The sequence below is a fragment of the Mesorhizobium sp. M2A.F.Ca.ET.067.02.1.1 genome (assembly GCF_004023285.1).
Lineage (GTDB): Bacteria > Pseudomonadota > Alphaproteobacteria > Rhizobiales > Rhizobiaceae > Mesorhizobium.
Genome location: NZ_RZSB01000090.1, coordinates 1 through 12,200, shown reverse-complemented (window position 1 = coordinate 12,200; position 12,200 = coordinate 1). Strand labels below are relative to the sequence as shown.

11 protein-coding genes and 1 pseudogene are annotated in these 12,200 nt (G+C 65.2%); 7 read left to right on the top strand and 5 right to left on the bottom strand.

Going from position 1 to position 12,200, the window contains the following annotated elements:
- The coding region (locus EOA28_RS09990; RefSeq protein WP_189341991.1) for a DUF308 domain-containing protein at nt 1–274 on the top strand (274 nt) is incomplete at its 5' end.
- A gap of 131 nt (nt 275–405) precedes the next feature.
- Nucleotides 406–993 carry a TetR/AcrR family transcriptional regulator gene (locus EOA28_RS09985; RefSeq protein WP_127252539.1) on the top strand — a complete coding sequence of 196 codons (588 nt, stop codon included), beginning with the start codon at nt 406–408 and terminating at the stop codon, nt 991–993.
- Nucleotides 994–1,045: 52 nt separating this feature from the next.
- On the opposite strand, the gene EOA28_RS09980 is transcribed toward EOA28_RS09985, so the two are convergent.
- The 5 genes from EOA28_RS09980 to EOA28_RS09960 all read right to left on the bottom strand — a co-directional run bounded on the left by EOA28_RS09980 (nt 1,046) and on the right by EOA28_RS09960 (nt 6,400).
- Nucleotides 1,046–2,575, bottom strand: a complete 1,530-nt coding sequence (locus tag EOA28_RS09980; protein ID WP_128314862.1) for a YifB family Mg chelatase-like AAA ATPase — start codon at nt 2,573–2,575, stop codon at nt 1,046–1,048.
- 306 nt (nt 2,576–2,881) lie between these two features.
- Nucleotides 2,882–3,652, bottom strand: coding sequence for a glycosyltransferase family 8 protein (locus EOA28_RS09975; protein ID WP_127386476.1), 771 nt, complete (start codon nt 3,650–3,652; stop codon nt 2,882–2,884).
- A 192-nt stretch (nt 3,653–3,844) separates the two neighbouring features.
- Complete coding sequence (gshB, locus tag EOA28_RS09970) at nt 3,845–4,786, bottom strand: glutathione synthase (RefSeq protein ID WP_127252536.1); 942 nt, start codon at nt 4,784–4,786, stop codon at nt 3,845–3,847.
- A gap of 223 nt (nt 4,787–5,009) precedes the next feature.
- Nucleotides 5,010–5,384 (bottom strand): GtrA family protein, encoded by a 375-nt coding sequence (locus EOA28_RS09965; protein WP_127252542.1) that lies wholly within the window; start codon nt 5,382–5,384, stop codon nt 5,010–5,012.
- Nucleotides 5,385–5,395: 11 nt separating this feature from the next.
- Nucleotides 5,396–6,400 (bottom strand): glycosyltransferase, encoded by a 1,005-nt coding sequence (locus tag EOA28_RS09960; RefSeq protein WP_127252535.1) that lies wholly within the window; start codon nt 6,398–6,400, stop codon nt 5,396–5,398.
- 126 nt (nt 6,401–6,526) lie between these two features.
- On the opposite strand from EOA28_RS09960, the gene EOA28_RS09955 reads away from it, so the two are divergent.
- The 5 genes and pseudogenes from EOA28_RS09955 to EOA28_RS09935 all read left to right on the top strand — a co-directional run.
- Nucleotides 6,527–8,326, top strand: coding sequence for a GtrA family protein (locus tag EOA28_RS09955; RefSeq protein ID WP_127252534.1), 1,800 nt, complete (start codon nt 6,527–6,529; stop codon nt 8,324–8,326).
- Nucleotides 8,327–8,571: 245 nt separating this feature from the next.
- Nucleotides 8,572–9,921 (top strand): EAL domain-containing protein, encoded by a 1,350-nt coding sequence (locus EOA28_RS09950; RefSeq protein WP_126083626.1) that lies wholly within the window; start codon nt 8,572–8,574, stop codon nt 9,919–9,921.
- A gap of 299 nt (nt 9,922–10,220) precedes the next feature.
- Entirely contained in the window at nt 10,221–10,988 is a 768-nt protein-coding gene (locus EOA28_RS09945) for an SDR family oxidoreductase (protein WP_127252533.1), read from the top strand.
- Nucleotides 10,985–11,917 carry a 2-dehydro-3-deoxygalactonokinase gene (locus EOA28_RS09940; protein WP_245463433.1) on the top strand — a complete coding sequence of 311 codons (933 nt, stop codon included), beginning with the start codon at nt 10,985–10,987 and terminating at the stop codon, nt 11,915–11,917. Before EOA28_RS09945 ends, EOA28_RS09940 begins: the two co-directional genes overlap by 4 nt.
- Nucleotides 11,917–12,200: pseudogene (locus EOA28_RS09935) on the top strand (2-dehydro-3-deoxy-6-phosphogalactonate aldolase); the annotation flags it as partial. The gene EOA28_RS09940 and the pseudogene EOA28_RS09935, both read left to right, overlap by 1 nt.

Sequence of the window (12,200 nt, the reverse complement as noted above, 5' to 3'; positions counted from 1 at the left end):
CTATGGCGTCTGGGCCGTTTTCTCGGGCGCGTTTCAGCTTCTGACGGCGGTTCGTCGCTGGAAGACCAATGGCGCCCAGTGGGCGATGATCCTGAGTGGCGCCCAGTCGGCTTTGGCCGGTCTCTTCTTCATCAAGATGGCGGGCGGCACGGAAGCCATCGGTATCGCCAATGTCGCGCCCTATGCCGCTTTCGGCGCCTTCTATTTCCTGGTGTCCGCCGTCTGGCTTTCGGTGAGCGACCTGCTTTGCAGGTCGCCGCAGGCCGCGCGTTGAGATTTCTGCCGCCGGAGATTAGAGCAATTCCAGGAAAAGTGTGCGCGGTTTTCCGGCAGGAATTGCGTCAAAACAAGGAGATAGAGCGTTTCGCCGTTTCCGTGAAACGGTGAAACGCTCTAGGCATGCTTATGGACAGGCCCTCGAATACAGCCGACGACATCCTGGCCGCCGCGCGACGCTTCATCGTCGCCGGCGGCTATAACGGCTTCAGCTACGCCGATATCGCCGAGGTGGTCGGCATCCGCAAGGCGAGCATCCATCATCATTTCCCAAGCAAGGTCGACCTCGTGCAGACCCTGGTCAGGCGCTACCTCGAGGATGCCGTGACAGGCATGACGGAACTTGAGCGCAATGTGCCTGAGCCGCCCGAGCTGCTGCGAACCTATGCCGGCTTCTGGGCCCAGTGCATCGAGGACGCGAGCAGGCCGTTTTGCGTCTGCGCGCTGCTCGCCAGCGAGCTTCCAGCCCTGCCGCCGGAGGTTGCTGTGGAAGTCCGTGCGTATTTTCAGTTTCTGTCAGGCTGGCTGACAGGCGTGATCGAGCGCGGCGCCGGGCAAGGCACATTGACGATCGCCGCCGCGCCTCGCGTCGAGGCCGAGGCCTTCATGGCGACCGTGCACGGGGCGATGCTTTCCGCCCGGGCCTATGGCGATGTCCTGACCTTCGGCATGATCTTGGCGCCGACGCTGCAGAAGCTGATCCCCGAGGCCGATTGAAGAGGAACTCAGGAGCGAAGAAACCGACTCGGCCTCCTTGCGAGTTCCTTGACTACGCCGCCTGCGCCATCCGCTCCGCGCTCATCCGGTAGGAAATAGCTTCGGCGAGATGGATGCGGCCGACGGTCTCGCTGGCGTCAAGGTCGGCCAGCGTGCGCGCCACTTTGAGCACGCGGTGATATGCCCGCGCCGAGAAGGCGAGCTTCTCGCTGGCGTCCTTGAGCAGCGTCAGACCGGCGGCATCGGGCTTGGCGATCTCCTCGATGATCGAAGGCGGGCAATGCGCGTTGGTGATGGCGCCGGCGCCCAGCCTTTCCAGCCGCTCGCGCTGCATGGCCCGAGCACGCGCCACGCGCTGCGCCACCGCAGCGCTTGTCTCGGCCTTGTCCGGCCGTATCAGGTCGCTCGCCGACACCGCCGGCACTTCGATCCGAAGGTCGAGGCGGTCGAGCAGCGGGCCGGAAATGCGGGCCTGGTATTCGGTGCGGCAGCGATCGCCGCGCAGGCAGCGATAGCCTGGCTCGCCCGACATGCCGCAGCGGCACGGGTTCATCGCCGCCACCAGCTGGATGCGCGCGGGATAGGTGGCGCGGTGGTTGGCGCGCGCGATCATGCAGTCGCCGGTCTCCAGCGGCTGGCGCAGCGCATCCAGCGTCTGCGGTGTGAACTCCGGCAGCTCGTCAAGGAACAGCACGCCGTGATGGGCGAGCGACACCTCGCCGGGGCGGGCGCGCAGCCCGCCGCCCACCATCGCCGCCATCGAGGCGGAGTGATGCGGCGCGCGGAACGGCCGCCGGTCAGTCAGCTTGCCCTCGCCGAGCTCGCCGGCGACCGACGCGATCATCGAAACTTCGAGCAGTTCCTTCGGCGCCAGCGGCGGCAGGATCGAGGGCAGCCTTTGCGCCAGCATCGACTTGCCAGAGCCCGGCGGCCCGACCATCAAGAGGTTGTGCCCGCCGGCGGCAGCCACTTCGACCGCCCGTTTGGCGCTCTCCTGGCCCTTGATGTCGGCGAGGTCCGGCAGGTCGCGCGCCGCAAGCTGGATGCCGGCTTCGGGCCGCGACAGCACCTGCGTGCCGCGAAAATGGTTGGCGACCGCGATCAGGCTGCGCGGCGCCAATATATCGAAATCCTTGCCGGCCCAGGCCGCTTCCGGTCCGCAGGCGAAGGGGCAGATCAGGCCCTTGCCTTCGGCATTGGCGCCGATCGCCGCCGGCAGCGCCCCGGCTACGCCGGCGATGGTGCCGTCGAGCGACAATTCGCCCAGCACCACATAGCCGGTGAGCATGTCGCCAGGGATAGCGCCGAGCGCCGCCATCAGCCCGAGCGCGATCGGCAGGTCGTAATGGCTACCTTCCTTGGGCAGGTCCGCCGGCGCGAGGTTCACCGTCACCTTCTTCGACGGCATCGACAGGCCGGATGCATGCAGCGCTGCCTGCACGCGCTCGCGGCTCTCGGCCACCGCCTTGTCCGGCAGGCCGACGATCTGCATGCCGACCTTGCCAGGCAAGACCATCACCTGGACATCGACCGGCAAGGCCTCGATGCCCTGGAAAGCCACCGTGCGAACCCGCGCCAGCATTTTTTAAGCCCCCGGATACCAGCTCGCATGACCTTGCGATCAGGCCGCGAGTGAAATCAGGCTAGACAACCACAGATTTTCGCTTTGGGCAAGAACATTACGAGAACGTCGGCAACTGCGCGTCTCGTTCCCGCGTGGCAGTCGAATGCTGCGGCGGCAACGGAACCTTCGAGAACATCTTACCCAGGCTTCGCAGATGTGGCTTGGTAAATCGACGGCGGTAGTAGTAGGTCGCCAGGGCGGAGGACCAGTATTTTCTGCGCAGCCCGATAAGGCCAAGGATCATCTTGCGCCTACGAGCGGATTTCAAAGCAGCGTCCCCTCCGGGATATCCGAACCCGACAGGGTTCTGTAGAAATTGAAAACATCGGCAAAAGGCACGCGCCTGTAGCGCCAGGGCTTGGCCGACCCTGCATAGTGGATCACCTTTGGAAGTCGCCGTTCGATTTCCACATAGCGCTCTGAAAAGAAATTCCATTCCCTGCCGAGGAAGAGAACTCGTCCGCGCACCACCGTGTTCAAGGCCGTCTGGTCGAGGTATCGCGACTTGGCGGTTTCACGAACCGTTGCAAAGACTCTGTCCGCAATGCCTTCCCTGCGCCAGGCGACGAGATTCATCACCAGAACGCCGGAATTGATATATTCATTCCGGGACATTTCGATGTCGTCGAGTTCCTCCTGCTCGACGAAGCCGTCAACCACGCCGGCGACCAAATTGTCGCCCAGGTCCGCCAACCAGAGGGCACCGAGATCGGACACCACCAGCGTATCCGCATCCAAATAGATGGCCTTGTCGCAATCAGGCAATATCTCGGGAATGAGTATTCGGGCATATGCGGCCGTCGTCAGCAGCTTGCCTCTTGTCGGCAGATCGGAAATCCGCTTGCCGTCCGCTTGCACCAACTGACAGTCAATTCCGTTTCGTTCGCAAAAACGGCGAAGCTCTATCACGCTCGCAGGCTCTATTCCTGCATCGATGACGACGAATTTCGCCTCGCGATTATGAATCCAGGCAGAAAAGATGAATAGAAAAAGCCCGGGCACAAAGTTATTGTCGCTTGCGGTGACAATTACCATGAAATTGCGAGCCTTGGAAAACGGGGAGTCAGGCCCAGTTGTGGATAGAGCGCGGGAGCATTTCCGGTCATAGGCAGCACATTGGCATCTCGCCCCCCAAAATAGTTCGTCGTCCACTGCAGGCGGAAGCCCCGTTACCTTATTCGGCGACACGACGGGCCCGATGGAACGCCGCCTGCATCGTGAAGAGAATTACCCCCGCTTCTCCTCCACGCAATCCCAGAACAGGGCCGCGATATCCGCCCCGCCAAAGCGCTTGACCTCGCGGATGCCGGTCGGCGAGGTGACGTTGATCTCGGTCATGTAGTCGCCGATCACGTCGATGCCGACGAGGATGAAGCCGCGTTCTTTCAGGGAAGGCCCGATGCGGGCGCAGATCTCGCGCTCGCGCTCCGTCAGCTCGGTCTTCTCGGCGCGGCCGCCGACATGCATGTTGGAGCGCGAATCGTGCTCGGCCGGCACGCGGTTGATGGCGCCGACCGGCTCGCCGTCGATCAGGATGATGCGCTTGTCGCCCTTGCGCACGTCCTTGAGGTAGCGCTGCACGATATAGGGTTCGCGGAACAGCTGGCCGAACATCTCGAGCAGCGAGGCGAGGTTGCGGTCGGCCTCGTGCAGGTGGAAGATGCCGGCGCCGCCATTGCCGTAGAGCGGCTTGACGATGATGTCCCCGAATTCCTTGCGGAAGGCCGCCACCTCATGGGGATCCTTGGTGATCAGCGTTTCCGGCATCAGGTCCGGGAATTCGGTGACGAAAATCTTTTCCGGGCTGTTGCGCACCCAGGCCGGATCGTTGACCACGAGCGTCTTCGGATGGATGCGCTCCAATATGTGTGTGGTGGTGATGTAGTTCATGTCGAAGGGTGGATCCTGCCTCAGCAGCACCACGTCCATCTCGGAGAGATCGGTGCGCACCTTCTCGCCCAGCGAATAATGGTTGCCCTTCTCGTCGCGCACCTGCATCTCCTCGACGCGCGCGAACACCTTGCCGTCCCGCATCGACAGCCGGTCGGGCGTGTAGTGGAAAAGCTTGTGGCCGCGCCGCTGCGCTTCCAGCGACACCGCGAAGCTGGTGTCGCCGGCGATCGACACGGTGGAGACATGGTCCATCTGGACGGCGATCTTGAGCGGCATTTTTCCTCTCCGGGGAAACTCAGCCGTCGATATAAGGAAATCGGCGGCTCCTGCCAATCGTGCTCGCTTGGTGCAGAAGCTTAGAGACCGTTTCGAAATTCGCTCTGGCGAGTCATATGGTGGTGGTTTTGAGAACCGGAGCGGAGCGGACTTCGCGTCCGTGAGCACCGGAAGCGGAGAAGCCGCCAACAGATGGCCGCCAGAGTGGAATTTCCAAGCGGTCTCAGCGGTCGAAGACCAGCCTGGAATAGCCCAGGAAGGACAGCGTCATGGCAACGATCGAGGCGATGACGAGCGCTGCCAGCGGCGGCAGGGCCGGCAGAGCGAGCAGGACGGCGCAGTAGACCAGATAGTTGACGATGCTGGTGGCGATGCCGACGCCGCCATAGCGGGCGCCTTCCTCAGCGATGCTCCGGCTCGACGGCGCGAAGGTCACATGGCGGTTGATCTGCCAGGTGACGCAGAGCGCGAAGCCGATCGACAGCACGCGCGCGGAAAGCGCGCCAAGCGGCGCGGCGGCAAGCAGCAGCCAGAGCGCCGCCGCATCCGCGGCGAAGCCGATGCCGCCGGCAAGAGTGAAGCGGATGAGGCGGCCCACTATGCCGCCCACTAGGCTGCCCGCGAAGCCTTGCCAGCTTCGCCCTTGGGCAATGCCTGCGCCGGTACCCCGCGCTCTGCCCGGCCTGAGGAAATCGACAGATAGAAGATGCGCTTCTGCTCGGCGCGGCCGCGCGATACCGAATCGAGGATCAGCCCGGTCATCATCGACAGCATGGCCAGAAGCAGCATGCCGATCGACAGCACCCAGGTCGGCATCCGCGGCACGAGACCCGTCTCGGCGAATTCGATGACCACCGGGATCATCAGGCCGATGCTGGCCGCCAGGAAGAACAGCGCGAAGGTGCCGAAGAAGCGCAGCGGCTGCGTCTCCTTCACCAGCATGGCGAACATCCACAGGATCCTGGCGCCGTCGCGGAAGGTCGACAGTTTCGACGACGAGCCCTCCGGGCGGCGGCCGTAATCGAGCGCCATCTCGCTCACCGGCAGCTTGAGCTGAGACGCATGCACCGACATCTCGGTCTCGATCTCGAAGCCGCCGGACACCGCCGGGAAGCTTTTGACGAAGCGGCGCGAAAATACCCGGTAGCCGGAGAAGATGTCGGTGAAATCGGTCCCGAACAGGCCTTTGTAGAGCCGGTTGAAGATGTGGTTGCCGAAGGCGTGGCCGTTGCGGCCGGCATCGTCGGTCACGCCGCGCCTGGTGCCCACCACCATGTCCGAGCGCTCGGTCTGCAGCACGTTGATCAGCTGCGGCGAGTCTTCCGGCGCATAGGTGCCGTCGCCGTCGGCCATCACATAGATGTCGGCATCAATGTCGGCGAACATGCGCCGCACCACATTGCCCTTGCCCTGGCGCGGCTCGCGCACGACGATGGCGCCGGCTGCTCGGGCCTTCAGCGCCGTGAGGTCCTTGGAATTGTTGTCGTAGACATAGACCGCGGCCGACGGCAGGGTCTCGCGGAAGCGCCGCACGACCTCGCCGATCGTGAGCTCCTCATTGTAGCAAGGCAGGAGCACGGCGATGACCGGCTCGTGGCGGACTGCATGCGGCATGTCTGTCTCCGGACGCCCGACCAGCCTCCGGCCGGCCTGATGCCGGTCCCGTCGAGCCGTTTTACTATTTATTGAAGCGGTTAAGGCTAGGTTTAAACCGATCCTCTCCCGTCAAAGGTCACGGCAATGGGCACAGCCGAGAACGGCGCCGCCGCGTGGAAATCCGACCTCGTGCTGGCGCTGCTTGTCACCCTGCTCGCGCTCGCCGCCGATGCGTGGGCCGGCTTTGGCCAACTGACTGCTGCCGGCGGCGACAACGACAATCTGCTGCGCCTCGTCGAGGTCCGCGACCTGCTTGCCGGTCAGGGCTGGTTCGACCTGCACCAGTATCGCATGGGGTTGGAAGGGGGCTTCGTCATGCACTGGTCCAGGCTGGTGGATGCGCCGATCGCCGCGATCGTGCTTGCCGCCTCGGCGCTGACCGGCAGCAGGCCGCTTGCCGAGGACGTGGCGCAGGTGCTGTGGCCGGCGCTGCTCTTCTGGTCGACCCTGTTCTTCACCGCTCGCGCCGCGCGCAGCTTCGGCGGCGCCGGCGCGGTGCTGCCCGCCATCCTGGTCGGCGGCGCCGGCTATTATTTTCTCGGCATTTATGACCCCGGCGCGCTCGATCACCACAACGTCCAGCTGATGCTCACCATGGCGAGCCTCGCTTTGCTGCTCGAGGCGCCTGCCTGGCGCTGGGCCGCGCTGTTGTCCGGCCTCTGCGCGGCGCTGACGCTCGCCGTCGGCATGGAAACCGTGCCTTACGTCGCCACCATCGGCGTCTGCGTGTCGCTGCTGTTCGTCGCCGATCCGAGCGGCGAGCGGACAATCGCCCGCGATTTTGGCCTCGGCTTCGCCGGCGTCGCGGCGCTTGTCTTCGCCACCACCATCCCGCCCTCCGCCTGGGACGTGGCTGAGTGCGATGCCTTCTCCGTCGCGCAGTTCGTCGTCGCGGCCATCGCCGGCGTCGGGCTGGCGGCGATCGCCTCTATCCGGGCCACAGCCGGCAGCCGGCAGCGCGGGCTGGCGTCGCTTGCCGCGCTGGGCCTCGTCCTCGGCGTGGTCGTGACGGCTCTGTTCCCGCAATGCCTCTCAGCCCCCTATGCCAATCTCGAACCACGCCTCAAGGAACTGTGGCTCGACCATATCGACGAGGCCCAGTCGCTGTTCACCCTGCTCGTCCATGATCCGGCGCGCGTTGCGGCGCGTTATGCGACGCCGCTGGTAGCGCTCATCCTGATGGCGCTGCCTTTGCGGCGCGGCGGCTGGCCGCGGCAGGACGGCCTCGTCGCGGCGCTGCTCGCCGTCTCCTTCGTGGTCGGCGCCTGGCAGCTGCGCGGCACCACCTTCTCGATCGCCTTCGCGGTCATTCCGCTGTCGGCCTGGATCGCGAAATGGCGGGCGCGGGCGGAGGCCGGCTCTTCGCCCGGCGTGGCGCTGCGCCTTGCGGCCGTCTGGCTGGTCTCGATCAACCCGGTCTGGACCGGCGTTGCCGCCGCCGCCTCGGTGGCGTTCGAAAAAGGACCGGCTGTCGCCGACCGCGGCGCGACGGACAAGGCCTGCCAGAAGAAGGCCACCTTCGCGCCGCTTGGCGGCATGACCGGCACGACCGTGCTTGCGATCTCCAATCTCGGCGCGCCGATCCTCGTCTATAGCGGCCACAAGGTCTTCGCTGGCCCCTATCACCGCAACGTCGCCGGCAATCTCCTGGCGCTGGACGCCTTTCTCGGCTCGGCCGATGACGCGCGGCGGATCGTCGAGGCGCATCGTGTCGGCCTCGTCGCCATCTGCCCCGGCAATGGCGAGAGCCGGACCCTGACCCAAAAGGCGCCGCAGGGCTTCCTGGCCGGGCTGCTGCGCGGCAGCGTGCCCGACTGGCTCGAGCCCGTCAGCGGGACCAAGGGCAGCCCGATCGAGCTCTATCGCGTCAGGCAAGCCGGTTAAAGGAAGCGCGAGCGGCGCGCGCGATCGCACGGCCGGAAGCGAACCTGGAAAGAGTATTCGACATCTATATTAGAAGTTTCGAATGAAAGAATATTTTGGAGCGGATCGGAAGTCCTTGTCCAAGGCTGAACCGTTGCCGGCGGCGCAAGCAACTCCTGGACGAAGGAAAATCGATTTTCCGATACTTTTCCTAAACGCTTTGGTGCCAGTCTGATGAGAAATACCGACATCAGAACAGGGACATGATGCAAACGACGTTTGGCACCGGTCAGCCAGGCAAGGAAAACACGGATCTGGCCTTCACGGATTCGTTGACCGGGCTCGGCAACCATCGTCGCTTCTTCGACAAGGTCGATCGCCTGATCAGCGACCGCGCCGACGATCCCGCGCCTTTCACCGTCGGCATCCTCGACCTCGACGGCTTCAAGCCGATCAACGACCTGTTCGGCCACAAGGCCGGCGACGACATCCTGATCCAAGTGGCGATGCGCCTGCGCGCCTCGATGGATGGCTATTCCACCGTCTGCCGAATCGGCGCCGACGAGTTCGCCTATCTCTACCCGATGGTGTTCTCCGAGGAGCAGGCGGCCGAGAAGTCGCGCATGCTGATCGAGATATTGTCGGCGCCCTATGACGTCGGCGAGCGCACCGCGAGGCTCTCGGCCTCGGTCGGCTGCTCGCTCTTCTATTCCGGCGACGAGACCACCGAGATCCTGATCAACAAGGCCGAGACCGCGCTTTATCACGCCAAGCGCTCGGGCCGCGGCCGCGTCGTCGTCTACACGCGCGAGATGGAGGAGGCGGCCAAGCGCGTTACCCGCATCGAGCAGGCGCTGCGCCGCGCCGTCTCGGCCGGCGAGGTGGAGCCGCATTTCCAGCCCATCGTCGATTTGAACAGCCGCCGCACCATCGGCTTCGAGACCCTGGCGCGCTGGACCGACCGCGACCTCGGCGTCGTGCCGCCATCCGTCTTCATCCCGATCGCCGAAGAACGCGGCATCATCGGTCCGCTGTCGCAGCTGGTGCTGCGCAAGGCGACGGAAGCGGCGCGCAGCTGGCCCAAGGATCTGTTCCTGTCCTTCAACCTGTCGCCCTCGCAGCTTGTCGACCAGAACACCGGCCTGCATATCCTGGCCATCCTCGAGCGCACCGGCTTCGACCCGCGCCGCCTGGAGATCGAGATCACCGAGACCGGCCTGATGAACGATCCGGCCTCGGCCGAGAAGATCGTCGAGGACCTGCGCCGCGTCGGCATCCGCGTCTCGCTCGACGATTTCGGCACCGGCCAGTCCTCGCTCGGCCGCCTGCGCGAGTTCCATTTCGATAAGCTCAAGATCGACCGCGCCTTCGTCTCCTCCATTCTCGACGACCGGCCCTCGGAGCACATCATCCGAGCGATCCTGGCCATGTGCGAGGGGCTCGGCATGGATGTCGTCGCCGAAGGCATCGAGGACGAGGCGCAGGCCGACCGCCTCGTCCAGTTCGGCTGCGCCGGCGGCCAGGGCTATCTGTTCGGCAAGCCGGCCGATGCCGACGCCACGCTCGGCTATCTGCGCGATTCCTATCGCGGCGCGCTGCATGCCAAGGCAATCTGACAAGGTCTGTTGATATTCAGGTGAGGCCGGCCTGCTAATGTCGGCTTCCTGCGCTTCCGGTGCTCACGTACTTTAAGTACGCTCCGCTCCGGTTCTCGGAACCCACCCAGTTTGGTCGCTTCGCGCCCGTCTTCGACTCCGACTCGGCCTGACCTGAATCTCAACAAACCTTGAGCAGCTTCCGGGGGACGGGGGTGCAGAGCTCATTTGTCGGACATAAGCTGCCGAATCCGCCTTTTCGCCCTTGCTCCCCGGCCCGGCGTGGCTAGGATGCGCGCCGGCCAAAGGGAGAAGAAATCATGATGCCATCGGCGCGGTTCGCCGACCTCGACGGCGCCTCGGTGCTGATCACCGGCGGCGGCTCCGGCATCGGCGCGGCGCTGACCGAAGGTTTCATGCGGCAGAACGCTAAAGTCGCCTTCATCGACATCGCCGAGAGCCCAAGCACGGCCCTGGCCGACCGGCTGGAGAAGGAGCTGGGCCGCCGCCCGCTCTATCTCAAGGCCGACCTGCGCGACATCGCGGCGCTGCGCGCCGCCGCGGCCAAGGCGGCTGAAGCGCATGGCGATGTCACCGTTTTGGTCAACAACGGCGCGCTCGACGACCGCCACGCCGTGGAAGACGTCACCGTCGAGTTCTGGGACAACAATCTCGCCATCAACCTGCGGCCGCATTTCTTCACTGCCCAGGCGGTGGCGCCCGGCATGAAACGCGCCGGCGGCGGCTCGATCATCAACTTCACCTCCACCTCCTATCTGATCAACCATCCCGACATGCCGGCCTACACAGCGGCCAAGGCAGGCATACTCGGCCTGACCAAAGGCCTTGCGGGTAAGCTCGGCGCCGACCGCATCCGCATCAACGCGGTGGCGCCAGGCTGGGTCATCACCGAGCGCCAGCGCGAGCTCTGGGTCACGGATGACGGGCTCGCCGCCCATATCGCCAAGCAATGCATCAAGGACGTCATGCAGCCCGACGACATGGTGGGCACGGTGCTGTTCCTGGCGTCGGACGCCTCGCGCATGCTGACCGCCCAGATGCTGATCGTCGACGGAGGCTTCCTGTGAGTTCGGCACCGGCGGTTGCTGCGCTCGACTGGGGCACGACCAGGCTGCGGGCCTGGCTGCTCGACAATACCGGCAAGGTGCTTGCCGAGCGGCGCGGCGACGACGGGCTGATCACCGCCCGCGAAAAAGGTTTTGCCAAGGTGCTGGAAGGCCATCTCAACGCCATGGGCGCGCCGGACACGCTGCCGGTCGTCATCTGCGGGATGGCCGGCTCGCGGCAGGGCTGGATCGAGGCGCCTTATGTCACCGTGCCGGCGCCGATCGGCGCGATCTTGCGCGGCGCCGCCCGCATCGAGGGCTCGCGCCGCGACATCCGCATCGTGCCCGGCCTCGCGCAGCGCCTGGCCGACGCGCCGGATGTCATGCGCGGCGAGGAAACCCAGCTTGCCGGCGCCGGTTTGCCGGCAAAGGGGCGCCATCTCGTCTGCATGCCGGGCACCCATTCAAAATGGGTTTCGGTCCAGGACGGTACCGTCGAAGGTTTCGGCACCTGGCCGACCGGCGAATTGTTTTCCGTCTTGGCTACGCACTCGATCCTGAAACATTCGCTGGGCGAGCATCCCGCTCCGGTCGCCGCCGACAGCCCGTTCTTCCGGCAATGGTGCGAGCGGGCCCTGGGCGAGGGCGGCGACGTGACCTCGAAGCTGTTCGCCATCCGCGCCGCCGGGCTTCTGCAGGATTTGAAGCCCGCCGACGCGGCGGCATGCCTGTCCGGACTTTTGATCGGCGGCGAGATCGCCTCGGCGAGGCGCCGCTATGGCGCCGGCGAAGCGCTGGTGGTGCTGGTCGCCTCGGGCGCGCTGGCTACGCTCTACGGTTCCGCCCTTGGTTTTGCCGGCCTTGCCTTCCGCACCGTCGACGCCGATGAAGCGGTGCGCGCCGGCCTTGTCGAGGCCGCGCGCGAGAACGGCATGATTGGAGGCGCTTGATGAGCCAGACCGCACCCTTCCCGAAGCTCAGGCGCGGCCTTGTCGCCATCCTGCGCGGCCTGAAGCCGTCCGAGGCGGTGGCGATCGGCAAGGCGATCCATGACGCCGGCATCGAGGCAATCGAAGTGCCGCTCAATTCGCCGGAGCCGTTCGTCTCCATCGCCGATCTGGTCAAGGCGCTGCCGCAAACCGCGCTGATCGGCGCCGGCACGGTGCTGACGGCGGCGCACGTCGACGCCTTGCACAAGGCTGGCGGTCGCCTGCTGGTCAGCCCCAACATCGA